Source organism: Serratia sp. A07, from assembly GCF_058725505.1.
In genome coordinates this window covers 37276-61660 of the sequence record NZ_JBZXDO010000022.1, presented here as the reverse complement: position 1 = coordinate 61660, position 24385 = coordinate 37276, and the positions used below count along the sequence as shown (strand labels likewise).

Genomic DNA, 24385 nt, shown 5'->3' with positions numbered 1-24385 from the left:
AATTACAAGAAGCGTGCCAGAATGGCGGAAGGGCTAACCTATTGAAAAGATGGGGCAGGCATCCGGCAACGCGCCGAATGCCTGGTGAAAAAGACTAACTGTTAGTCAAAATTTTTGTGGGTTACGCCATTTCCACACGCGGCTGACGCACCAGCGCCAGCGCCTGCTCCACCACCCGCGCATCGGCGCCCGGCTTGTGGGCGTTCTCGCTCAGGTGGCGACGCCACTGGCGCGCGCCCGGCACGCCCTGGAACAAACCGAGGATGTGGCGGGTGATGTGGCCGAGATAGGTGCCGCTGGACAGCTCGCGTTCGATGTACGGATACAGTGCTTCGACGATCGCCACGCTGTCCGGCACTGCGGTCTGCGCGCCGAACAGTTCGCTGTCGACCTGCGCCAGGATGCCCGGATTCTGGTACGCCTCGCGCCCCATCATCACGCCGTCCAGATGCTGCAGATGCTGCTGCGCCTCTTCCAGCGTTTTCACCCCGCCGTTGATGGCGATGGTCAGCGCCGGGAAATCCCGCTTCAGCTGATAAACGCGCGGGTAGTCCAGCGGCGGCACTTCGCGGTTCTCTTTCGGGCTGAGGCCGGAGAGCCAGGCCTTGCGCGCGTGGATGGTGAACATGTCGCACTCGCCGCGCCCGGCGACGGTTTGGATAAAGTCGCACAGGAAGGCGTAGCTGTCCTGATCGTCGATGCCGATGCGGGTCTTCACCGTCACCGGGATCGACACCACGTCGCGCATCGCCTTGATGCAGTCGGCGACCAGCGTCGCCTGCCCCATCAAACAGGCACCGAACATGCCGTTTTGCACGCGATCGGACGGGCAGCCGACGTTGAGGTTAATCTCGTCGTAACCGCGCTGCTCCGCCAGTTTGGCGCAGTGCGCCAACGCGGCCGGATCGCTGCCGCCCAGCTGCAGCGCCACCGGATGCTCTTCTTCGCTGTAGGCCAGGTAGTCGCCCTTGCCGTAAATGATCGCGCCGGTGGTCACCATTTCGGTGTACAGCAGCGTTTCCTTGGTCAGCAGGCGGTGGAAGTAACGGCAATGACGATCGGTCCAGTCGAGCATCGGCGCGATGGAGAAACGATTGGCGGCGTAGGTTGGGGCGTGGTTGTCTTTCGTCATGCTGAGTTACTGGCTACCTGAGTCTGTCTGGGTTTAACGAACGGCGCGCGGCCGCAAACGGCTATTATAACGACAATCGGCGCCGTTGGGAAAATCGCCTTCGTTTCCCCCCTATTCCAACGTGCGGATAACCCGGCACGGCTGCCCCAGCGCCAGCACATTGGCCGGGATGTCGCCGGTCACGATGCTGCCCGCGCCGATAGTCGTGCCGTCGCCGATGGTCACTCCCGGCAAGATCACCACGTTACCGCCGATCCATACGTTGCTGCCGATGGACACCGGCTGCGCCGAGGTGCGGAAAGGAAAGGTCGGGTCGCCGGTAAAGCGTTCGCCGGCCTTCAGCGGGTGGCTCGGCGTGTAGATTTGCACGTTGGGGCCGATCAGCGTGTTGTCGCCGATGGTGATGGTATTGCAGTCGAGGAACACCGCATTGACGTTGATAAAACAGTTTTTACCGATGCGGACATGTTGCCCGTAGTCGCACCAGAACGGCGTTTCGATCCAGCTCGCCTCGCCCCAGGCGCCGAACAGTTCGCCGAGCAGGCGGTTTTTCTCGTCCGCCTGATGCGAATCCAGCGTCCCCAGGCTTTTGGTCAACGCCCTGGCCCGATGGTACATCGCAATCAGTTCTTCATCGCGGCTGTTGTACTCCAGGCCGCTTAACAGCTTCTCTCTTTCCGTCATCACACAAGGCTCCTGTTCGTCACGCGGGTGAAGCGCGTTATACCGCTCTCGCCAGCGGCTCTCCAGCGCTAAAATCGGCAACGTTGATTTGCCGCCCGGCGGAGGGGAAAAGTTGTGATGCATCTCTCTTTTAGCGCACTCAGCGCGCCTTTCCCTGCGCAATCCTCAGGGGAAAAGGGGGCAACTCTCGGCGATTCGCCGTAATCATGGTAAAATCGGCTTTTTTACGTACCGGGATATTTGCGATGAACTCAACCACCCAGGAAAAGCTGCTGGCGCAGGCGGAACGCCTCTGCCAACAACGCAATGTGCGATTGACGCCGCAACGGCTGGAAGTGCTGCGTCTGATGACCCAGCAACCCGGTGCAATCAGCGCTTATGACCTGCTCGATCTGCTGCGCGTCGCCGAACCGCAGGCCAAGCCGCCGACGGTCTATCGCGCGCTGGATTTTCTGCTGGAGCAAGGGTTTATCCATAGAGTGGAATCCGCCAACAGCTACGTGCTGTGCCACCACTTCGAACAGCCGATGCACACGTCCGCACTGTTTATCTGCGACCGCTGCGGCCAGGTGACCGAACGCACTACCGAAGGCGTAGAGGAAACGCTGCAGAAGCTGGCGCAGGAGGCCGGATTTGCGCTGCGTCACAGCGTGGTGGAAGCGCACGGCCTGTGCGCCGGCTGCGTGGAGGTTGAGGCATGCGACAGCAAGCATGACTGCGCCGAACACGATCACAGCATCGCCATCAAGAAGAAGTAACACGAAGTCAGGTACCTCCCTGTACCTGCGGCCGGGGCGCCAGAGGATGAGAGCGACGCCGGCCTGCGCTGGGCAAGCCGCCTTCAATGGCGGCCCTGCAAATTACCAGCGGTGTTTGGTGTGATCTTCCCAGGCTTTCACCTCTTTCTCGGCCGCCTCTTTCTGGTAACCGTAGCGCTCCTGGATTTTGCCGACCAGCTGTTCGCGTTTCCCTTCGATGACCGTCAGATCGTCATCGGTCAGCTTGCCCCATTTTTCCTTCACTTTGCCTTTAAGCTGCTTCCAGTTACCGTCGGCTTGATCTTTATTCATAGTCTCTCCGTTAACCTGTGGTGAATCAGTGATCCCTGTCGCCGGCCGGGGTTAACCAGAAATTTTTCTGGCCGATACGCCCTTCACCTTAAGGAATATCGCTCCCCTTCATTCGCCAGCCACATGATTCATTCTAGTTAAAAATGGAAATAAAAAAGCCATATGACAGAATAAAAAACCATTAAGAAATGAAATAAACATAAAAAACGCCAAAAAACAATGAGCTAAGCCGGGCAGAACCAGGCTGGAAACATGTAAGCAAACATGAACAAAAACATAAGACAAATTAATAATTAACCCAACAAAGCGCACGGTTTAGCGTGCGGCAAACCAGCTGCCGCGCACCTGATGGCGGTGCCAAATCCAGCCCAGTGCCAGACCGCGCAGCGCCAGAAACACCGCCAGCGCCAGCCAGAGTCCGTGGTTGCCAAGCAGCGGCACGCTGAACAGCGCCAGACCGTATCCCGCCGCAGCCACCGCCATGCTGTTGCGCATCTCGGCACCGCGCGTGGCACCGATAAACATGCCGTCCAGCAAATAGCACCACACTCCGACCAGCGGCAGGATGACCTGCCACGGTAAATAGTGGGCGGCCAACGCACGCAGCTCCGGCAAGGAGGTCAACGCCGCCACGATCTGCTGGCCGGTAACGGCATACGCCAGGGCGAAGGCCAGCGCGACCAGCCCTGCCTGCCTGCAGGCCGCGTGCCACACCTTGCGCAGCTGGCTGTCGTCCCGGGCACCGTAGGCGTGGCCCGAATGGGCCTCCACCGCATAAGCGAAGCCGTCGAGCGCATAGGCGGTGAACGTCAGCAGATTCATCAATACCGCGTTGACCGCCACCACGTCGCTTCCCAGGCGAGCGCCGAAGATGGTCAGCGACGCAAAGCACAGTTGCAGCAGCAATGAACGCAACATGATGTCGCGGTTAAGCGCCAGCAGCCGACGCAGATCGCCACGCCAGGCCTGGCGCAGCATCGGCAGGGTGATACCGCGCAGGCGCATCACCCGCCACGCCAGCCACAGGCCGAGCAGCAGCGTGGCGTATTCGGCGATGGCGGTTGCCGCCGCCGCCCCTCGCACGTTCCAGCCCAGGCCCATCACCAGCCAGATATCCAGCACGATGTTCAGCAGGTTGCCGACGATCAGCAGGATCACCGGCGCACGCACGTACTGCACGCCGAGCAACCAGCCCAGTAGCACCAGATTAGCCAGCGCCGCCGGCGCGCTCAGCCAACGGATCTCAAGAAAACGCCGCGCCTGTTCCAGCACCTCGCCATTGCCACCGACGATCCGCAGCGCCAGTTCGATCAGTGGATAGCGCAACAGGACGATCGCCCCCCCGGCCAGCAGCGCCAGCAGCAACGGCTGCATAAAGGCGCGCGCCAGCGCCTGCGGGTTTTGTGCCCCCAGCGCCTGCGCCGCCAGGCCGGTGGTGCTCATGCGCAGGAACAACAGCAGCATGAACAGGAAGCTGGTCGCCACCGCGCCAATCGCGACGCCCCCCAGATAGATCGGGCTGTCGAGGTGGCCGATCACCGCGGTGTCCACCAGCCCGAGCAGCGGTACGGTGATATTGGAGAAAATCATCGGCAAAGCCAGGCGCCACAGGGCTTTATCGGTGTCGCTGGTGAAGGCGGAAATCAAGCGCATGATGAAATGTTCCCGTAGCAGTGGCGAAGGGCAAGGTCAGAAACAAAAACGCCCCAGAACAGGGGCGATTGATACAAGGGGTGGCACTGAGGGTGCGGCGATTAGATCCAGTCGCCGTTGCGTATCACGCCGACCGCCAGCCCTTCGATAGTGAAATTCTGCTGGCGCAGATCGACCACGATCGGTTGGAATTCGTTGTTCTCCGGCAGCAACTCGACCACGTTGCCATGTTTTTTCAGGCGTTTGACCGTCACTTCGTCTTCGATGCGCGCCACCACGACCTGGCCGTTGCGCACGTCTTGCGTTTTGTGCACCGCCAGCAGATCGCCGTCCAGAATGCCGATGTCGCGCATCGACATGCCGTTCACCCGCAGCAGGAAATCGGCGCTCGGCTTAAACAGGGAAGGATCCACCTGGTAGTGCCCTTCGATGTGCTGCTGCGCCAACAGCGGCTCGCCGGCGGCGACGCGGCCGATCAGCGGCAGCCCCTCTTCTTCTTCCATCAGCAGGCGGATACCGCGCGACGCACCGGAGACGATTTCGATCACGCCTTTGCGTGCCAGCGCCTTCAGGTGCTCTTCGGCGGCGTTAGGCGAACGGAACCCCAGACGCATCGCGATCTCGGCACGCGTTGGCGGCATGCCCGTTTGCGAAATATGATCGCGAATCAGATCGTAGACCTCTTGCTGTCTGGTAGTTAGTGCTTTCATTCCGCCCCCTGTTTGTTTATACAGTCTTGCTGTGAGTATATACAGGTAAGCGCGGATTGGGAACCGAAGAATAAATAAAAATCAGTCAGTAGGCGCCTTTCGTCAGCCAAAATGCTGCCACAAGACCGTGCCCCAAACGAACAGCGCCAGTACGATCGCCAGCGACACCGCCGCCGACCCCATGTCCTTGGCCCGTCCGGACAGCTCATGGTGTTCGCTGCCGATGCGATCCACCACCGCCTCGATCGCGCTGTTCAGGATCTCGACGATCATCACCAGCGCTACCGATCCGATCAATAAAATGCGCGCTATCGCACCCACATCCAGCCAGACTGCCAGTATGATAGCCAAGAGGGTGACCACCAGTTCCTGTCGGAACGCCGCCTCGTGTTGCCAGGCGGCGGAAAGCCCTTTATAGGAATAGCCGGCGGCCTTGATGATGCGGGTCAGTCCGGTTGCTTGGTTTGCCATGTTTTCGTGCCTTTCTCAGAGGTCGGTCATAATAACAAGAGTCTAGAACAGTCCGCGCTGACGGCTCTCGGTTTTCGAACACCACAGATCTGCTACCCGGTTTCTGGTATGCTTGCGGCGCATTGCTAACAAGAGGCTTCACGTTGTTTATGTCAGGTTGGCGTAAAATTTATTATAAAATATTGAATTTACCACTTAAATTGTTGGTAAGAAGTAAGGTCATCCCTTCAGATCCGGTTACCGAGCTAGGGTTGGATCCCTCACGGCCGATTTTGTATGTTTTACCTTACAATTCCAAGGCGGATTTGCTGACGCTGCGCACCCAGTGCCTGGCGCAGGATCTGCCCGATCCGCTCAACTCGCTGGAGATCGACGGCACCGTGCTGCCGAGCTACGTGTTCATTCACGACGGCCCGCGCGTGTTCCGCTACTACACCCCGAAAGAAGAGTCGGTAAAGCTGTTCCACGACTATCTGGATCTGCACCGCAGCAATCCGGATCTCGACATTCAGATGCTGCCGGTTTCGGTGATGTTCGGCCGCTCGCCGGGCCGCGAAGGCCACGGCACGCCGCACCTGCGTCTGTTGAACGGCGTGCAGAAATTCTTCGCCGTGCTGTGGCTCGGCCGCGACAGCTTCGTGCGTTTCTCCAACACCGTTTCGCTGCGCCGCATGGCCACCGAGCACGGCACGGATAAAACCATCGCGCAGAAACTGGCGCGCGTGGCGCGCATGCACTTCTCGCGTCAGCGCCTGGCCGCGGTAGGCCCGAGCCTGCCGGCCCGCCAGGATCTGTTCAACAAGCTGTTGGCGTCCAAAGCGATCGAAAAAGCGGTCGAGGACGAAGCGCGCAGCAAGAAGATCTCGCACGAAAAGGCCCAGCAGAACGCCATCGCGCTGATGGAAGAGATCGCCGCCGATTTCTCCTACGAAACCGTGCGCCTGTCCGACCGCGTGCTGAGCTGGACCTGGAACCGGCTGTATCAGGGCATCAACGTCACCAACGCCGAGCGCGTGCGCCAGCTGGCGCAGGACGGCCACGAGATCGTCTACGTGCCCTGCCACCGCAGCCACATGGACTACCTGCTGCTGTCCTACGTGCTGTATCACCAGGGCCTGGTGCCGCCGCACATCGCCGCCGGCATCAACCTCAACTTCTGGCCGGCCGGCCCGATCTTCCGCCGCTTGGGCGCGTTCTTCATCCGCCGCACCTTCAAGGGCAACAAGCTGTACTCGACGGTGTTCCGCGAATACCTCGGCGAGCTGTTCACCCGCGGCTACTCGGTGGAATACTTCGTGGAAGGTGGCCGTTCCCGCACCGGGCGTCTGCTGGAGCCGAAGACCGGCACCCTGTCGATGACCATCCAGGCGATGCTGCGCGGCGGCACCCGTCCGATCACGCTGGTGCCGATTTACATCGGTTACGAACACGTGATGGAAGTGGGCACCTACGCCAAAGAGCTGCGCGGCGCCACCAAGGAAAAAGAGAGCCTGCCGCAGATGCTGCGCGGCCTGCGCAAGCTGCGCAATCTGGGCCAGGGTTATGTCAACTTCGGCGAGCCGCTGCCGTTGACCGCTTACCTCAACCAGCACGTGCCGCAGTGGCGCGAGTCGATCGATCCGATCGAAGCTCAGCGCCCAAGCTGGCTGACGCCGACGGTCAACGATCTGGCCGGCCAGATCATGGTGCGCATCAACAACGCCGCCGCGGCCAACGCCATGAACCTGTGTTCCACCGCGCTGCTGGCTTCGCGCCAGCGTTCGCTAACCCGCGAACAGCTGGTCGAACAGCTCGAGTGCTACCTGCAGCTGATGCGCAACGCGCCTTACGCACGTGACGTCACCGTACCGACGCAAACGCCGGACGAGCTGCTGGATCACGCGCTCAACATGAACAAGTTCGAGGTGGAAAAGGACAACATCGGCGACATCATCATCCTGCCGCGTGAGCAGGCGGTGCTGATGACCTATTACCGCAACAACATCCACCACCTGCTGGTGCTGCCGTCGCTGATCGCCAGCATCGTGATGCATCATCGCCGGGTATCGCGCGCCGAACTGCTGCGTCAAATCGGCATGATCTACCCGATGCTGAAAGCCGAGCTGTTCCTGCATAACGACAAGGAACAGCTGCCGGAGGTGCTGCAGCCGGTGATCGACGAGCTGATCCGCCAACAGCTGATCTGCGACAAAGGCGACGAGCTGGTGCTGAACCCGGCGCGCATTCGCCCGCTGCAGCTGCTGGCCGCCGGGGTGCGCGAAACCCTGCAACGCTACGCCATCACCATGTCGATCCTCAGCGCCAACCCGAGCATCAACCGCGGCGCGCTGGAGAAAGAGAGCCGCATCATGGCGCAGCGTCTGTCGGTGCTGCACGGCATCAACGCGCCGGAGTTCTTCGACAAGGCGGTGTTCTCCACCCTGGTGGCGACGCTGCGCGAAGAAGGCTATATCAACGATAGCGGGGATGCGATCCGCGAGCACACCCTTGAGGTGTACAACATGCTGAGCGAGCTGATCACGCCGGAAATCAAGCTGACCATCGAAAGCGTCAACATGCCGGCAGAGACCAACGCCCTGCCGCAAGCCGACGCGGAAGAAGAGCAGGACGAGTGATGTCGTCCGGCACCGAAACACAAAAGGCACCCCCTGGGGTGCCTTTTTTCTTGCTTTGCGAAACCGTTACGCCGGCAGATAGCTCAGCGCGATGCCGATAAATACCACCAAGCCGACATAGTTGTTCTGCAGGAAGGCCTTGAAGCAGGCTTCGCGCTCGCGGCCGGCGATCTGTTTTTGCTGGTGAATGAACAGCGCGCCCGCCAGCAACAGCGACCAGTAAAACGCCCCGCCGAGCTGCGCCAGATAACCGACCCACACCAGCAGCAGCAGCGTCGCGAACTGCAGCAGCCCGACGATCAGCTTGTCATAACGGCCGAACAGGATAGCGGTGGATTTGATGCCGATCTTCAAGTCATCGTCGCGATCGACCATCGCATACAGCGTGTCGTAGGCCACCGTCCAGCAGATGTTGGCCAGCAGCAGCAGCCAGCAGCTGAGCGGCAGCGATTCGCTGACCGCCGCATACCCCATCGGAATGCCCCAGCCGAACGCGGCGCCCAGCACGAACTGCGGCAGGTTGGTCACCCGCTTCATGAACGGATACACCCAGGCCAGCGCCAGCGCCGCCAGCGACAGCCAGATGGTCATCGCATTGAGCGTCAACACCAGGCAGAACGAGATCAGCACCAGCACCGCAAACAGCACCTTGGCCTCTTTCGCGCTCACCCGACCGCTCGGCATCGGCCGCCCGGCGGTGCGTTTCACGTAGCCGTCCACCGCGCGATCGGCGTAGTCATTCACCACGCAGCCGGCGGCGCGCATCAGGAACACGCCGAGCACGAACACCAGCAAAATCGACAGCGGCGGCACGCCTTTCCCGGCCAGCCACAGCGCCCACAGCGTCGGCCACAGCAGCAACAGCGTGCCGATCGGTTTATCAATGCGCATCAAATGGCTGTAAGCCCGCCATTTACTTTGAGTCACGCTTCCCTCCAAGGTCTTGCTCTCCTCTCTTATGCAGGAACCGCTGAATACAGCGGCGAAGCCGGTAAAAACAATTCGGTCAGCAACAGCGGTTTGCCCGCCAGCCGCAGCCGTGAACGGCGCGCCCACAGCGCATCCTGTCGGCCGATATGGATATAGTCGCGGGTCAGATCGCCGCTGCTGAACAGGTAGCGCCCCAGCGGCAGCGTGCCCAGATCCACCAGCGCCTGGTCGGGGCCGGTCAGCGTATTTTCCGGGATCACCGTGCGCCCCAGCAGCCAGGGCTGGTCGTCGCCCAGCAGCACCACTTCGCGCAGCCAGTAGCGCGGGCTGTCGGGCAGGTGATTCGCCTCGTCGCCCAGCGCCTCGCGCGTGACGAAGCATTCGCGCTGCGGTTCGACGCGCACCTGGGCGCAATGGCGTTCAAATCGGCGGGTCATGGAGCCTAACTCCATCAGCCAGTCGCTGACGGCGGCGGGCGCCGGAGGATCCTGTTCGGACAACCACTCCAGCGGCGGCAGGATGGAATCCCTGATGCCAGACATTGCTTTACTCCTCGCCTGAACCGCGGCCGGTACGGCGCGCCAGACGATACAAACTGTTAACAGGCCCCCATTGTAGCGCAGAAATACGAAAGCGGCAGGCTGATTCGTGGCGAAAACGGCGGTGGCTTCCGCCGGAAAAACCGGGTTCCTGTCATCTTTTTGCCATCCGCGTTCTCTATCTTCGTTCCCCGGCACGATGACGATTCTGTGATCGCCTGCAAAGTTTCATCTTTGTCGCGTTGTTTTATCTACGCGCGTAGATACTCTGACACCGCAGCGTTGAATCGCCATGCGTCCGACATCATTTGTCGGCACACCTTTGTTGCCGGCACCAGGGAAACCATCTTTAACCGCGCCCCTCCAGGCGCAGAACAAAAGAGGATAGCACTGCCATGAGCGAAACAACGCTTGCCACTCCACAGACCGCCGACGCCGCGCTGGCGGCCGATGAACGCCTGGCAACCAAAGAGGGGCGCAGCCAATTTTGGCGCGCCACCTTCTCCTGCTGGCTCGGCACCGCCATGGAATACGTCGATTTCGCGCTGTACGGCCTGGCGGCCGGCATGGTGTTCGGCGACGTGTTCTTCCCCGAGGCCACGCCGCTGGTCGCCCTGCTGGCCAGCTTCGCCACCTACTCCGTCGGCTTCGTCGCGCGGCCGATCGGCGCGCTGGTGTTCGGCTGGATCGGCGATCGCAAAGGCCGCCGCGTGGTGCTGATCACCACCGTGGCGCTGATGGGTCTCTCCACCACGCTGATCGGCCTGATCCCGTCCTATGCGCAAATCGGCGTTTGGGCGCCCACCTGCCTGGTGATCCTGCGCTTCGCGCAGGGGTTCGGCGCCGGCGCGGAGCTGTCCGGCGGCGCGGTAATGCTGGCGGAATACGCGCCGGCCAAACGGCGCGGGCTGGTGGCGTCGATCATCGCCATCGGCTCCAACAGCGGCACCCTGCTGGCGTCGCTGGTGTGGCTGCTGGTACTGCAGCTCGACAAGGAAGACCTGATGAGCTGGGGCTGGCGCATTCCGTTCCTCGCCAGCATTCTGATCGCCGGCGTGGCGCTGTACCTGCGCCGCCACGTGCGGGAAACGCCGGTCTTCGAGCGCGAGCTGCAGCAAAACCACCAGCGCATGCTGGACGCCGCCCAGGCCGCACCGGATACGCGCAGCTACCTGCAGCGCACCAAGGCGTTCTGGGTGATGCTCGGCCTGCGCATCGGCGAAAACGGCCCTTCCTACCTGTGCCAGGGCTTTATCGTCGGCTACGTCGCCAAGGTGCTGATGGTCGATAAATCGGTGCCGGCGCTGGCGGTGCTGATCGCCTCGCTGTGCGGTTTTCTGGTGATCCCGCTGGCCGGCTGGCTGTCCGATCGCTTCGGCCGCCGCGTCACCTACCGGTGGTTCTGCCTGCTGCTGGTGCTGTACGCCTTCCCGGCGTTCTGGCTGCTCGACAGCCGTGAGCCGGCGATCGTCATCTCGGTGATCGTGGTCGGCATGTGCATCGCGTCGCTGGGGATCTTCGGCGTGCAGGCGGCCTATGGCGTCGAACTGTTCGGCGTGAAGAACCGCTACTCCAAAATGGCGTTCGCCAAGGAGCTCGGCTCGATCCTCTCCGGCGGCACCGCGCCGCTGATCGCCACCGCACTGCTGTCCGGTTTCGGTCACTGGTGGCCTGTCGCCTGCTATTTTGTTGTAATGGCGGGCATCGGCTTAATCACCACCTTCTTTGCTCCCGAAACCCGCGGCCGCGATCTCAACCTGCCGCAGGATGCCGCGTAGCGAGAAGGCGAACAGGACCTCAATGTGGATAATCACTCCGCGCGACGCGTTACCCGCGCCGACGTGGCTCGCGTAGCGGGCACCTCCGTCGCCGTAGTCAGCTATGTGATCAACAACGGCCCGCGCCCGGTGGCGGAAGCCACCCGGCTGCGCGTGCTGGCGGCGATCGAGCAGACCGGCTACCGGCCGAACGACATCGCGCGGGCGCTGGCCTCCGGCAGCACACAAACCTACGGGCTGGTGGTGCCGGATATTTCCAACCCGTTCTTCGCCACCCTGGCGCGGGCACTGCAGCAGGAAGCCTTCAGCCGCGGCCGTGTGCTGCTGCTGGGCGACGCCGGCGACGATCGTCAGCGCGAGTATGAACTTATCAACAACCTGCTGCGCCGCCAGGTCGACGGCCTGCTGTACACCAGCGTCGATCGCCATCCGTGGTTCGATCTGATCCGCGCTTCCGGCACGCCCTGCGTAATGATAGACACCATCGACAGCCAGGCCGGCGTCTGCGCCATTCGCGTCGACGAGCGCGACGCCGCCTGCCAGGCAACCCGCCATCTGCTGCAACACGGCTATCGCGACATCGGCATTTTTATCGGCCCGCTGACCATGCTCAACGCGCAGGATCGCCTGAACGGCTGGCGCGATGCGCTGCTGGAGGCGGGTATCGCGCCGCGCGACGAGTGGATTTTCGAAGTGCCCTACACCCGCCAGGGCGGTTACCAGGCCACCCAGCGCCTGGTGCAAGGCCCACGCCCGCGCGCCGTTTTCACCTCTAACGAGCAACAGGCGCTCGGCTGCCTGTCGGCGTTGGCGGAGCATGGGCTGCGCGCGCCGGACGATCTGGCGCTGATCTGTTTTAACGGCACGCAGCAATCCGAATTCAGCGTGCCGCCGCTCAGCGCGGTCGAGCAGCCGATCGACGCCATGGCCAAGCGGGCCATCGCCATGCTGGCCGCCGGTGCCGCGCCCGCCGAGCTGCATGAATTCGCTTTTCAACTGCGCATCCGCCGCTCCTGCGGCTGTTAGCGGTTTTTCAGGACACCTTATATATATGCGTTTAATCATTGATTGCGATCCCGGCAACGGCGTGCCCGGCGCCAACGTCGACGACGGCCTGGCGCTGGCCCTGGCGCTGGCGGCCAAACCGCAGCTGCAGCTGGAGCTAATCAGCATCGTGGCTGGCAACACCCCGCGAGAAGTGGGCTTCGCCGTCGCCACCGATCTGCTGGCGCAGAGCGGCTATCAGGTGCCGGTCGCCCTCGGCGCGGCGCGCGCCCTGAGCGAGCCGCCGGAGCCGTGGCGCGCACATCTGGACCGCCCGATCGCCGATCCGAAGCTGGCGGCGCTGTGGCGTGACCTGCCCGCGCCCTCGCTGGCCAACGCGCCCGCACCGGACGCCGCCATCGCCATCGGCGAGCTGATCTGCCGGCATCCCGGCGAGATCACGCTGGCGGCGATCGGCCCGCTGACCAACGTTGCGCACGCCATGCAGCTTTACCCGCAGATGGCGCAGGCGGTGAAAGAGATTGTGATCATGGGGGGCGTATTCAACGTCGACGGGTACATCAAGGACACCAATTTCGGTTTGGATCCGGAAGCGGCGCGGCTGGTGTTGAACAGCGGCGCCACCATCACGCTGGCACCGCTGGATGTCACCACCCAGACCATGCTGACCCAGGCGGATCTGGCCGAGTTGACCCAGCCGGACACCCCGCTGTGCCGCTATTTACGCGCCACCACGCGGCCGTGGATCGACTATTCGCGCCATACGCGGCACCTGCCGGGCTGCTGGATCCATGATGCGTTAGTGATCGCCTGGCTGCTGGCGCCGCAGCTGGTCACCACCGAGATGTTCCATGTGGATGTGGCGCTGGAAGGGGCGTTGACGCGCGGCAGCTCACGCCGCTGGCGGCCGGACAGTCTGCGCCTGACGGTCGGCATGCCGCCGCCGCAGGGCAAGCCGGTGCGTGTCATGCAGCAGGTAGACAACGCCCGTCTGTTGGCGTTGATCGGCGCAACGCTGGCCCGCGGATGAAAAAAGGTGCGCCAAAGCGCACCAATCATCGAGCCAGCATCGGCAGCGCCGGGTGTTACCCCTTGCCTTTAACGCTGCTGATAAACGTTTTACGCGCGGTGGTCGAGCCCAGTTTCTCGGCCTCATTCATCAGTTTCAGCGCCTTGTCGATATCGCCCGCCTTCACCGCCTGTTTGATGCCGTTATTGAAGTAGCTTTCGGTATCGTTGAGCATCGGCTCCGCCGGTTTCTCCGGTGCCGGTGCCGCCACGGCGGCTGGTGCGGTCGAGCCCACCACCACCGGCGCCACGGTCGGCGCAGGCTGCAGCATGCCGATCATCACGTTGCCGGTGCCCTGTTCCGCGGTGACCTTAAGCTTCAGCGTGCCGGTCGTCGCGTGGCCGGCGATCGGATCCGGGATATCCGGTACCGCGTTGCCCACGCCCTGCGCATAGGCCTTGGCCGGGTTGGTCAACTGAGTGGTTTTCGCCAAGTCCTGGCGGGTGGTGTACACCAGCAGGTAAATCTGTTTTTGGCCGAGCGCCGGCGTCAGTTTCAGCGTGCCTTCGAGGCGATCGGAGGACATAGCCCCCGGCGGCTGATACGGGAAGTAGCTGCTCGGGTAATACGCCGCCGGGCGCAGATGCTCGTCCAGCACCAGCACGCTCGGCGCATAAAGCGAATTGTTTTTGGCAAGGCTGCTCAGCGTCACTTCCAGCGAACCGCGATCGGCCGGCAGCGTATAGGCGGCGATCGCCCCCTGAATCTCGCCCTGATTGAGCTGCGGGCTGACGGCGTCGAGCTTCACCTCTTGCGACACCGGCGGCTGCAGCGGCTGCCACGGCAGGCTTTGCAGCGTGGCGGCGCTGATGGCCGGCGCGACGGAAACGTTGGCCGGCGTCTCGGCGTTGGCCGCCAAAGGCGCGCCGACGGTCAGCGCCAGCGACAGGCAGAGTGACAGCAGATTCTTTTTCATCGTTATATCCTCTTTCAGCGCTGCGGCGGATCAGGCAAGAGATCCGGCCGCGGCGAATGCGGTTGGGGGAGAGCCGCTGGCCCTCCCCGCCCTGTCGTCGTTACCACCAAATTTCCATCTGGGCGCCGAAGGTGACTTCGTCATCCTTGCCGCGGCTGAAGGTATGCATGCTGGTGTCGTTGTAAGCGGTGCCGGCGTTATACCCGGTGTCGTCACCGGTGGCGTAGCCCCACTTCTCATCCCACTTGGCGTAGGTGGCGAACAGACGGATGGCCGGGCGCGACCAGATGCTGTTGCCGGCCTGCCATTGCTGCGCCAGGGTCACTTTATACTGGCCGTTGCGATCGCCGGTGCGCTGGGATTTGACGTTGTCGTAGCCCGCTTCCAGCAGGGTGCTCATGATCGGCGTCCATTTGTACATCGGGCGCACGCCCACGGTGTACCAGGTGGTGCCGTTGTTGTTGTCGCGGTCGATGTCCTGGAACATGGCGACGTACATCAACGCCCATTGATCGTTGAAGTCGATGGCGCCGTGATCCAGCACGCGGATCATCTTGCCGTTGTTATCGATGGTGGCGCCTTCGTTGCGGCCGTTGTTCTGCGAGGTCATCGAGTCGGTGGCGTACTGCACCACGAACTTGTTGTAACCGTTCAGGATGCTTTGGGTGTGTTCCGCGGTGAACATCCAGCCGTCTTTGCTGGCGCCGTCGGCCAGGTGGTAGTGGTCCTGCGCATTGGCGCGGCCGTAGTCCACGCCCAGCTCCAGGGTGCCGCCCGGGTTCAGCTCCAGGCCGGCCAAGCGCACGTCGAAGGTGTCGTTGACGGTCGGACGCTGTTTCCATTCGTTATCCAGGTAGCCGTAAGAGCCGCCGGACTCCGAGTTGCGGGTCACGGCAGCGGAAAGCTTGCCGAAGCCCAGATCGATGTTTTCCAGACCGGCGCCCGGGCCGGAGATATCCCAGTAGTAGAAGTCGATCATGTGAACGTCATGACGCTGATAGAAGCGCTTACCGGCCCACAGCGTGGAGCCCGGCAGCCAGTCGATCAGGTTTTTACCCTGCACGTTGACTTCGCGGAAGCCCGGAGTCACGTCTTCCCAGTCGGAACGTTGCGAGACCGAATAGGCCAGGTTGGTGTCGAAGTAGAAGCTCTTGTCGCCTTCTTTCCACACTTCCTGCCCCAGTTTGAGCTCGGCGTAGGTTTCGCATTCGTTGCCGAGACGGTATTTGCTCGCGGCACCGGTGGCCTTGAAGCACTGTTGCTCACCGCCGCTGCCGGTCCAGCCGATGCCGGAACGGGCGTAACCGTGGAAATCCACGGCCAGCGCCTGGGTAGAGAGAACACCGGCGGCGACAGCCAGTGCCAGAGGAAGTTTGCGCAGAGTAGTCATCATTATTCTCCTGTTATACCGACTTTGATGCTTTAAACGCCCGGCTCCTGGTGCAGCCGTTTACATGCCGTACCGTCTTCACGGAATAGGTGGCAGCGGTGAGGCGGCAGGCCGATGGCGAATGTGGCACCTTCTTCTACCAGCACCACGTCATTCTGGCGGTACACCAGGTTTTGACGGATAGCCGGGATTTGGATGTGGATTTGCGTCTCGTTGCCGAGTTGCTCCACCACCTGTACGTCGCCGGTAAGCCGCACTTCAGAGGCTTCGCCAGGCAGCAGATGTTCAGGGCGAATGCCCAGTGACAGGTTGGCGCCGGGCTGAACGCCCGCGCCTTCCACCGGCAGCCAGACCAGCTGGCGGTTGGGCAGTTCGACCTGCACCTGTTGCGGCTGCGCCGCGGTCACCTTGACCGGCAGGAAGTTCATCTTCGGCGAGCCGATAAACCCGGCGACGAAGCGGTTGGCCGGGTAGTGGTACAGTTCCAGCGGCTTGCCGACCTGGGCCACGCGACCGGCGTCGAGCACCACGATCTTGTCGGCCAGCGTCATCGCTTCGACCTGATCGTGGGTGACGTAAATCATGGTGCGCTGCAGGCGCTTGTGCAGACGGGAGATCTCGATGCGCATCTGCACCCGCAGCGCGGCATCGAGATTGGACAGCGGTTCGTCGAGCAGGAACACGTCCGGCTCAGCCACCAGCGTGCGGCCGATCGCCACGCGCTGACGCTGCCCGCCGGACAGCGCCTTCGGCCGCCGATCGAGCAGATGCGCCAGCTGCAGCACCTCGGAGACCTGGTTCACCCGTTGATTGATTTCCGCTTTCCTGGCGCCGGCCAGCTTCAGGCCGAACGACATGTTGTCCGCCACCGACAGGTGCGGATACAGCGCATAGGATTGGAACACCATGCCGATGCCGCGCTCGGAAGGCGGCACCTCATTCATACGTTTCTCGCCGATCAGCAGCTCGCCGGAGGTGATGTCCTCCAGCCCGGCGATCATGCGCAGCAGCGTCGATTTGCCGCAGCCCGACGGCCCGACAAACACCACAAACTCGCCGTCTTCGATGGTCAGATTGACGTCTTTGGAAATCACGGCCTCACCGAAGGCCTTATAAACGCTGCGCAGTGTGACGCTAGCCATGCGTTACTCCCCTGCTTTCGCAGTTAACATGTCGTGTGAAAATGGCGGAGGCAAAGCCCGCCAAAACCCATTGATGACCCTCTTGCTGCGCGCCGTGCTGCCATGCCAACGGCAAGGTCGCCTCAGACGGCGCGGCCGCCTGAGTATAAGGCTGCAGGTTTATCAGCGCTTCAAGGCATTGATCCTGATGGGTAATAAGTAAGCGCACCACGCCGTCTCGCTGGCTGACCGCGCTCAGCTCGCCGCGCTGGATGAGCGGCGAACGGCGCAGGGCCAACAGCGCCTGGCAGTAACGTAAGGTGGAGTGGCTGTCGTGCTGTTGGCGGCTGATGGCCAACGCGCGGTGTTCGATCGCCACCTGCTGATACCAGCTGATTTCACCGGCGGTGACCTGTTCGGGTGCCTCATGCCACGGCATCGGCGTTTGCGCGCCGCGCGGATCCTGCAGGCCGGCGGCGTGCGGCAGCCCCAGCTCTTCGCCCTGATACAGGCAGATCGGCGCCGGCAACATCGCCAGCAGCGTCAGAAAAGCGGCGGCGGAGCGCAAATCGCCCTGCCCCCAGCGGCTGACCACTCGGGGCTGATCGGCGTCGCCGGTGCTCCACAGGCTGTCCGCCAACGTGGCGCGGCGGGCCTGCAGCACCGCCACCAGCTTCTCCGCGCTGAACGGCATCACGTCCAGCGCCAATGCGCCGTGGGCAAACCGCTGCGGTGCGGCCGCATTGCGAACGCGGTTGGCTTCATCGGCGTACCACAGCGTCAGCCCTTCGCCCGTCACCGTCGCCTCGGCCTCCGGCGCCAGCGTCTGCGGCAGCAACAGGCCGTCGATCGACAGCGCTTTCAGGTACGGCAGCGCCGCCAGCATGCCGTGCGCGTCGCCCACGCCGTCCCCGTTTCCGTCACGGAAACTGGCCGGATGGATCCGGTACAGGGTGGGCTGGGTGGCGATAGGCATTGACGACATAAATCCGGTATCCCTGCTGCGCGTGGCGTTGAAAATCAATGGGCCGATAGTGCGGGAGTCGCCGGAAAGGGTAATCATCCGTAACAGGATTTTTCATGGGGGAGGAGACGGGAGGATGAGAGAACGACCACAGCGATGAGAAGTTCCGCGCTTAAGGCAAATCTGTGATCCGGCTGGCAAAAATCGCCCCCCTATTTTGTGCCTGACGCCACAGAATAGAGCGCAACGTTAACTGGATCACACTCCTCATCACAGGGGCGTAGAGGGGGGGAGGATGAGAATATGTCGCGTTGTGACCCACTATTACCGCGAAACGTCTCTCCTTGATTTATGTGCCCACAAAAAGAAGGACTGGATTATGACTCGCAGCATTACCCTCGCCCGCACGCTGGCGCTCTCGGCACTGGCCACCCTGGTGCTCTCTTCTTCCGCCTTCGCCAAGATCGAGGAAGGCAAACTGGTTATCTGGATCAACGGCGATAAGGGCTATAACGGCCTGGCCGAAGTCGGCAAAAAATTCGAAAAAGACACCGGCATCAAGGTCACCGTCGAGCACCCGGACAAGCTGGAAGAAAAATACCCGCAGGTGGCCGCCACCGGCGACGGCCCGGACATCATCTTCTGGGCCCACGACCGCTTCGGCGGCTATGCGCAGTCCGGCCTGCTGGCCGAAATCCACCCGTCCAAAGCCTTCCAGGACAAGCTGTTCCCGTTCACCTGGGACGCGGTGCGCTATGACGGCAAGCTGATCGGCTACCCGATCGCCGTCGAAGCGCTGTCGCTGATTTACAACAAAGACCTGGTCAAACAGCCGCCGAAGACCTGGGAAGAGATCCCGGCGCTGGACAAGCAGCTGCGCGCCAGCGGCAAAAGCGCCATCATGTGGAACCTGCAGGAGCCCTACTTCACCTGGCCTATCATCGCCGCCGACGGCGGTTATGCCTTCAAGTATGAAAACGGCAAATACAACATCAAGGATGTCGGCGTCGCCAATGCCGGTTCGCAGGCCGGTCTGCAGTTCATCGTCGATCTGGTGAAAAACAAGCACATCAACGCCGATACCGACTACTCGATCGCCGAAGCCGCGTTCAACAAAGGCCAGACCGCGATGACCATCAACGGGCCGTGGGCCTGGAACAACATCGAGCAGAGCAAAATCAACTACGGCGTGACGCTGCTGCCAACCTTCAAAGGCAAACCGTCCAAGCCGTTCGTCGGCGTGCTGACCGCCGGCATCAACGCCGCCAGCCCGAATAAAGAGCTGGCGACCGAGTTCCTCGAGAACTACCTGCTGACCAACGAAGGGCTGGCGGACGTCAACAAAGACAAGCCGCTGGGCGCGGTGGCGCTGAAGTCCTATCAGGAAGCGCTGGCCAAAGATCCGAAGATAGCGGCCACCATGCAGAACTCGCAAAACGGGGAAATCATGCCGAACATCCCGCAGATGAGCGCCTTCTGGTACGCCGAACGCAGCGCGGTGATCAACGCCGTCAGCGGCCGTCAGACGGTGAAAGCCGCGCTGGACGACGTGCAGACCCGTATCACCAAGTAACGACGTCGTGCGGGGTGCCACGGTGCCCCGCCGTTGCTTCACAGAAAGGAACGCCCTATGCAATTCGCTCACGCCGGGACGCCCGCGCGTAAAAAATCGAAGTGGTGGCAAAGCGACGCGCTGAAATGGCTGGTGGTCGGCCTGTTCAGCCTGGTGACCTGCTACCTGATTGTGTTGATGTATGCACAGGGTGAATACCTGTTCGCCATCCTGACGCTGATCCTGGTCAGCGCCGGGCTTTACGTCTTCGCCAACCGCCGCGCCTACGCCTGGCGCTATGTGTATCCCGGCGTCGCCGGCATGGGGCTGTTCGTTCTGTTCCCGCTGATTTGCACCATCGCCATCGCCTTCACCAACTACAGCAGCACCAACCAGCTGACCTTCGAGCGCGCGCAATCGGTGCTGATGCAGCGCCAGTTCCAGAGCGGCCAAACCTTTACCTTCGGCCTCTACCCGACGGAAAACCAGCAGTGGCGCCTGCAGCTGACGCCTCCGGACAGTGAACAGCCGCTGATCTCCGAGCCTTTCCGCCTCGACGCCGCCGCGCCGCAACCCCTGAAGCTGACGGCGCAGAGCGCCGCGCCGCAGGGCGAACGTGCCACGCTGCGGGCGATCACCCAGAACCGGCAGGCGCTGAGCCAGCTGGTGGCGCAACTGCCCGACGGCGGGGAATTGCGCATGAGCTCCCTGCGCCAGTTCTCCGGCACCCGCCCGCTGTATGCGCTGGACAAAGACGGCAGCACGCTGACCAATAACCAGACTCAGGTGCGCTACCGGCCGAACGGCGGCACCGGCTTCTATCAGGCGATCAACGCCGACGGCGGCTGGGCGCAGGAAACACTGAGCCCAGGCTATACCGTCACCACCGGCTGGAAGAACTTCCTGCGGGTGCTGCAGGACGAGGGCATCAAGAAACCGTTCGTGTCGATCTTCATCTGGACCATCGTGTTCTCGGTGATGACGGTGATCCTCACCGTGGCGGTCGGCATGGTGTTGGCCTGCGTGGTGCAGTGGGAGGCGCTGAAAGGCAAGGCGATCTACCGCGTGCTGCTGATCCTGCCCTATGCGGTGCCGTCATTCATCTCGATCCTGATCTTCAAAGGTTTGTTCAACCAGAGCTTCGGCGAGATCAACATGATGCTCAGCCATCTGTTCGGCATCAAACCGGCCTGGTTCAGCGATCCGCTCACCGCCAAGAGCATGATCCTGATCGTCAACACCTGGCTCGGCTACCCGTACATGATGATCCTGTGCATGGGGCTGCTGAAGGCCATCCCGGACGATCTGTACGAGGCCTCGGCGATGGACGGCGCCAACCCGTGGCAAAACTTCTTCCGCATCACCTTACCGCTGCTGATCAAGCCGCTGACGCCGCTGATGATCGCCAGCTTCGCCTTCAACTTTAACAACTTCGTGCTGATCCAGCTGCTGACCAACGGCGGCCCGGACATGATCGGCACCACCACGCCGGCCGGCTATACCGATCTGCTGGTCAGCTACACCTACCGCATCGCCTTCGAAGGCGGCGGCGGGCAAGACTTCGGGCTGGCGGCCGCCATCGCCACGCTGATCTTCCTGTTGGTGGGCGCGCTGGCGATCCTGAATTTGAAAGCCAGCAAGATGAACTTCGATTAGGGAGAATAACGATGGCCATGGTTCAACCCAAGTCCCAGCGCCTGCGCCTGTGGATCACCCATATTTTGATGCTGTGCTTTATCGCCCTGATCATGTTCCCGCTGCTGATGGTAGTGGCCATCTCGCTGCGCTCCGGCAACTTCGCCACCGGTAGCCTGATACCGGAAACCCTCTCCTGGGATCACTGGCGGCTGGCGCTCGGCTTAAGCGTCACGCACGCCGACGGCAGCGTGACGCCGCCGCCGTTCCCGGTGCTGCTGTGGCTGTGGAACTCCATCAAGATAGCGGCGATCACCGCCATCGGCATCGTGACGCTATCCACCACCTGCGCCTACGCCTTCGCCCGCATGCGTTTTCGCGGCAAGAGCACGCTGCTGAAGAGCATGCTGATATTCCAGATGTTCCCGGCGGTGCTGTCGCTGGTGGCGCTGTATGCGCTGTTCGATCGCCTGGGCCAGTACATTCCGTTTATCGGCCTGAACACCCACGGCGGCGTGATCTTCGCCTACATGGGCGGCATCGCGCTGCACGTCTGGACCATCAAGGGCTATTTCGAAACCATCGACAACTCGCTGGAAGAGGCGGCGGCGCTGGACGGCGCCACGCCGTGGCAGGCCTTCCGTCTGGTGCTGCTGCCGCTGTCGGTGCCGATTCTGGCGGTGGTGTTCATTCTGTCGTTTATCGCCGCCATCACCGAAGTGCCGGTAGCGTCGCTGCTGCTGCGCGATGTGAACAGCTACACGCTGGCGGTGGGGATGCAGCAATATCTCAACCCGCAGAACTACCTGTGGGGCGACTTCGCCGCCGCCGCGGTGCTGTCGGCGATACCGATTACCGCCGTGTTCCTGCTGGCGCAGCGCTGGCTGGTGGGCGGCCTGACGGCCGGCGGCGTGAAGGGGTAATTTGTGCCACTGCAGTGCGTTTGATGTCTTTCCTTATCTTTTACCCTATGGATTTCAAGTTACAGCGAGTGCAGTCAACAACGCTGTAGCTTGAAAGACGACGGGTAATGATATCCTGTGTCTTTGGCGGCCATTGGCCGCCATTTTTATCTCCGCTATTCCCGTTTCAGCCGATCGGTGTTGGCCAGATAGAGCGTCACCACCAGCACCAATATCGCCGCAGCGTAGATCAGGGTATCGATGGGATTCTTGTGGTCCACGATAATCAAACGAATAATCGCGGTAATGCCAATATAAATAAAATAGCGCAGCGGGAAATGATAACCCGACTCAAAATACTTGACGATCAAGGCGATAAATTCAAAGTACAAGAAATAAATCACGATGCCTTCAATCAACAGATATGAAGAAGACTCTTCGTTGTTGATAAATAACACCTTCGCCAGGTGGAGGGTCTCCTTGACCAGAAACACCACCAAAATTGCCGCCAGCAGCAGCAAACCTACGTTCAGTACCCGCTGCAGCCCTTTCGCTATCATGATCGAACGCGACGTTTTTGCCATAAAACCTCTCTTTGAATACCGCTAATATGATTCAACCGTGCCAATATAGGCATTGTCTTAAAAATTATGCCCCGCGCGAAAGCACTTTAAACCCCATTTAATTCATAAAGTTATAATAAGATGTTTCTGGCTTATAGATTTGTAGCAAATCGAAATGTCAACTATCATGGGTCACAGAGATCTTTACATAAAACCAATAACCTCGAATTAACAAGGGAATTCTTTATGCGCGCTAAACTTAACGGACTGGTCGCTGCGGGCCTGTTTACCTGTGCATTGTCCGGCCACGCCGCCGGCCTGGTAACCCCTGACAACGATCTGCGTAACGATCTCGCCTGGTTGTCTGACCGCGGCGTCATCAACGTCAGCCTGTCCACCTGGCCGCTGAGCCAGGAAGAGATCAGTTCCGTTATCGCGCAGGCCAAGCCGGTGACCAATACCGAGAAAAACGTCATCGACCGCGTGCAGCGCCGTGTCGATGCCTTGAAAGCCAACATCCGCGTCAGCGGTTACGCGTCAACGGATAAACCCGGTACCCCGCAGGGCTTCGGCCAAAATGAGTACGCCGACGATCGCCTGACCATCGGCGCCGGCGCCAACGGCGAGTTCTGGGACGTGCGTCTGCAGGGCTCGGTGGAAGGCGATCAGCGCGTCAGCGATGGCTCCAAATTCAATATGAACGGCTCCTACGGCGCGGTGAAAATCTGGAACCAGTGGCTCTCCTTCGGCGAAGTTTCCCAATGGTGGGGCCCTGGTTACGACGGCAGCCTGATCCGCTCCGATGCCGCACGCCCGGTCGCGGGCTTTATGCTGCAGCGCGCCGACCAATCGCCATTTGAAACCCCGTGGCTGTCGTGGATCGGCCGCTGGCAATACCAGCTGAGCGCCGGCCAGCTGTCGCAGTACAGTTCCGTCCCGCACACCAAATTGATCGGTGCCCGCTTCACCATGATGCCGACCGATTTCCTGGAGTTGGGTGCGTCGCGCGTCATGCAGTGGGGTGGTGAGGGCCGACCACAGTCCTGGAGTTCGTTCTGGAAAGGCGTTAGCGGCCGTGATAATGATGATTCCGGCAGAGGTGATGATCCGGGCAACCAGCTCGCCGGTTTCGATTTCAAACTGAAAATGCAGCCGCTGATCGGTATGCCGGTTAGCCTGTATGGTCAATTGGTGGGTGAAGATGAGGCAGGCTATCTGCCATCGCAAAACACCTATCTGCTCGGTTTGGAAGGCCACCCGGAATGGGGCCCGACGACCATCAACTGGTATATCGAAGGGTCAGACACCCGTTCGGATATGAGCCGCAAAAATTATGTGTATAACCACTATGTCTACAAAGGCGGCTACTACCAACAGGGTTACCCGCTGGGCCACGCCATGGGTGGCGACGGCCAGATGCTGTCCGGCCGCGTAGAGCTGGTGCTGGACGACAGCCAGCGCTGGAGCACCCGCGTGGTTTACGCCAAGGTGAACCCGCTGAGCCAAAGCATCAACCAGGCGTTCCCGAAATCCGATACGCTGAAGGGCATTCAGGTCGGCTGGGGTTACACCTTCCCGTCTCAGGTTAAGTTCGACACCAGCCTGTGGTACACCGATAACGATCACAGCACCGCCGATGACGTGGGCGCGGGCGTCAGCTTCGAAGTACCGATCAACCTGTAATTT

General features: G+C 61.4%; 22 protein-coding genes. 9 read left to right on the top strand and 13 right to left on the bottom strand.

What is annotated here, in order from left to right; genetic code table 11:
- Positions 1-121: 121 nt before the first annotated feature.
- Both dusA and AC4PR2_RS19390 read right to left on the bottom strand, forming a co-directional pair.
- Positions 122-1132, bottom strand: a complete 1011-nt coding sequence (gene dusA / locus AC4PR2_RS19395; protein ID WP_141960376.1) for a tRNA dihydrouridine(20/20a) synthase DusA — start codon at positions 1130-1132, stop codon at positions 122-124.
- Positions 1133-1243: 111 nt separating this feature from the next.
- Positions 1244-1816: a sugar O-acetyltransferase gene (locus AC4PR2_RS19390; RefSeq protein WP_141960756.1), complete on the bottom strand. Its 573-nt coding sequence runs from the start codon at positions 1814-1816 to the stop codon at positions 1244-1246.
- 245 nt (positions 1817-2061) lie between these two features.
- Here AC4PR2_RS19390 and zur point away from each other — a divergent pair, with 245 nt between their 5' ends.
- Entirely contained in the window at positions 2062-2574 is a 513-nt protein-coding gene (zur, locus tag AC4PR2_RS19385) for a zinc uptake transcriptional repressor Zur (protein ID WP_015379223.1), read from the top strand.
- 102 nt (positions 2575-2676) lie between these two features.
- Here the strand turns inward: zur and AC4PR2_RS19380 are convergent, their stop codons facing one another.
- From AC4PR2_RS19380 to AC4PR2_RS19365, 4 genes are all read right to left on the bottom strand, one after another.
- Positions 2677-2886 carry a CsbD family protein gene (locus tag AC4PR2_RS19380; RefSeq protein ID WP_004936743.1) on the bottom strand — a complete coding sequence of 70 codons (210 nt, stop codon included), beginning with the start codon at positions 2884-2886 and terminating at the stop codon, positions 2677-2679.
- A gap of 315 nt (positions 2887-3201) precedes the next feature.
- The gene (gene dinF, locus AC4PR2_RS19375; RefSeq protein ID WP_049273293.1) at positions 3202-4539 is read right to left on the bottom strand and encodes an MATE family efflux transporter DinF; all 1338 of its coding nucleotides are present in this window, start codon (positions 4537-4539) and stop codon (positions 3202-3204) included.
- Between the two features lie 101 nt (positions 4540-4640).
- On the bottom strand, positions 4641-5249 hold the full coding sequence (lexA, locus tag AC4PR2_RS19370) for a transcriptional repressor LexA (RefSeq protein WP_025160136.1): 609 nt from the start codon (positions 5247-5249) through the stop codon (positions 4641-4643).
- Between the two features lie 102 nt (positions 5250-5351).
- Positions 5352-5720, bottom strand: coding sequence for a diacylglycerol kinase (locus AC4PR2_RS19365; protein WP_015379225.1), 369 nt, complete (start codon positions 5718-5720; stop codon positions 5352-5354).
- 149 nt (positions 5721-5869) lie between these two features.
- Here AC4PR2_RS19365 and plsB point away from each other — a divergent pair, with 149 nt between their 5' ends.
- Entirely contained in the window at positions 5870-8335 is a 2466-nt protein-coding gene (gene plsB / locus AC4PR2_RS19360; RefSeq protein ID WP_193158445.1) for a glycerol-3-phosphate 1-O-acyltransferase PlsB, read from the top strand.
- Between the two features lie 66 nt (positions 8336-8401).
- Here plsB and ubiA read toward each other — a convergent pair whose 3' ends face one another.
- Both ubiA and ubiC read right to left on the bottom strand, forming a co-directional pair.
- The gene (ubiA, locus tag AC4PR2_RS19355; RefSeq protein ID WP_049201503.1) at positions 8402-9274 is read right to left on the bottom strand and encodes a 4-hydroxybenzoate octaprenyltransferase; all 873 of its coding nucleotides are present in this window, start codon (positions 9272-9274) and stop codon (positions 8402-8404) included.
- A 17-nt stretch (positions 9275-9291) separates the two neighbouring features.
- Positions 9292-9807, bottom strand: coding sequence for a chorismate lyase (gene ubiC / locus AC4PR2_RS19350; protein ID WP_038874327.1), 516 nt, complete (start codon positions 9805-9807; stop codon positions 9292-9294).
- Positions 9808-10199: 392 nt separating this feature from the next.
- Here ubiC and AC4PR2_RS19345 point away from each other — a divergent pair, with 392 nt between their 5' ends.
- Genes AC4PR2_RS19345 through AC4PR2_RS19335 form a run of 3 tightly spaced genes read left to right on the top strand, consistent with a single transcriptional unit; the run spans position 10200 to position 13617 of the window.
- Positions 10200-11582 carry an MFS transporter gene (locus AC4PR2_RS19345; RefSeq protein WP_060425154.1) on the top strand — a complete coding sequence of 461 codons (1383 nt, stop codon included), beginning with the start codon at positions 10200-10202 and terminating at the stop codon, positions 11580-11582.
- A 24-nt stretch (positions 11583-11606) separates the two neighbouring features.
- Positions 11607-12608 carry a LacI family DNA-binding transcriptional regulator gene (locus AC4PR2_RS19340; RefSeq protein ID WP_060425151.1) on the top strand — a complete coding sequence of 334 codons (1002 nt, stop codon included), beginning with the start codon at positions 11607-11609 and terminating at the stop codon, positions 12606-12608.
- A gap of 25 nt (positions 12609-12633) precedes the next feature.
- Complete coding sequence (locus AC4PR2_RS19335; protein WP_084827465.1) at positions 12634-13617, top strand: nucleoside hydrolase; 984 nt, start codon at positions 12634-12636, stop codon at positions 13615-13617.
- Positions 13618-13672: 55 nt separating this feature from the next.
- On the opposite strand, the gene malM is transcribed toward AC4PR2_RS19335, so the two are convergent.
- The 4 genes from malM to AC4PR2_RS19315 form a co-directional block, all read right to left on the bottom strand.
- A complete protein-coding gene (gene malM / locus AC4PR2_RS19330) occupies positions 13673-14572 on the bottom strand; it encodes a maltose operon protein MalM (protein WP_084827464.1) in 900 nt (299 codons plus the stop codon).
- Between the two features lie 100 nt (positions 14573-14672).
- Positions 14673-15965 (bottom strand): maltoporin, encoded by a 1293-nt coding sequence (locus AC4PR2_RS19325; protein WP_049288181.1) that lies wholly within the window; start codon positions 15963-15965, stop codon positions 14673-14675.
- 29 nt (positions 15966-15994) lie between these two features.
- The gene (malK, locus tag AC4PR2_RS19320) at positions 15995-17104 is read right to left on the bottom strand and encodes a maltose/maltodextrin ABC transporter ATP-binding protein MalK (RefSeq protein ID WP_038874339.1); all 1110 of its coding nucleotides are present in this window, start codon (positions 17102-17104) and stop codon (positions 15995-15997) included.
- Positions 17097-18068 (bottom strand): alpha-amylase family glycosyl hydrolase, encoded by a 972-nt coding sequence (locus AC4PR2_RS19315; protein WP_337046846.1) that lies wholly within the window; start codon positions 18066-18068, stop codon positions 17097-17099. The genes malK and AC4PR2_RS19315 overlap by 8 nt, the downstream gene beginning before the upstream one ends.
- A 358-nt stretch (positions 18069-18426) precedes the next feature.
- On the opposite strand from AC4PR2_RS19315, the gene malE reads away from it, so the two are divergent.
- The 3 genes from malE to malG are packed head-to-tail and all read left to right on the top strand — an operon-like array spanning position 18427 to position 22157.
- Entirely contained in the window at positions 18427-19620 is a 1194-nt protein-coding gene (malE, locus tag AC4PR2_RS19310; protein WP_019453233.1) for a maltose/maltodextrin ABC transporter substrate-binding protein MalE, read from the top strand.
- A 57-nt stretch (positions 19621-19677) separates the two neighbouring features.
- Positions 19678-21255, top strand: a complete 1578-nt coding sequence (gene malF, locus AC4PR2_RS19305) for a maltose ABC transporter permease MalF (RefSeq protein WP_197804212.1) — start codon at positions 19678-19680, stop codon at positions 21253-21255.
- Between the two features lie 11 nt (positions 21256-21266).
- Positions 21267-22157 carry a maltose ABC transporter permease MalG gene (malG, locus tag AC4PR2_RS19300; RefSeq protein WP_197804211.1) on the top strand — a complete coding sequence of 297 codons (891 nt, stop codon included), beginning with the start codon at positions 21267-21269 and terminating at the stop codon, positions 22155-22157.
- Between the two features lie 155 nt (positions 22158-22312).
- Here the strand turns inward: malG and psiE are convergent, their stop codons facing one another.
- Positions 22313-22720, bottom strand: a complete 408-nt coding sequence (psiE, locus tag AC4PR2_RS19295; protein WP_004936694.1) for a phosphate-starvation-inducible protein PsiE — start codon at positions 22718-22720, stop codon at positions 22313-22315.
- Between the two features lie 225 nt (positions 22721-22945).
- Between psiE and AC4PR2_RS19290 the strand changes: the two genes are divergently transcribed.
- On the top strand, positions 22946-24382 hold the full coding sequence (locus tag AC4PR2_RS19290) for a capsule assembly Wzi family protein (protein WP_049201520.1): 1437 nt from the start codon (positions 22946-22948) through the stop codon (positions 24380-24382).
- Positions 24383-24385 lie beyond the last annotated feature (3 nt).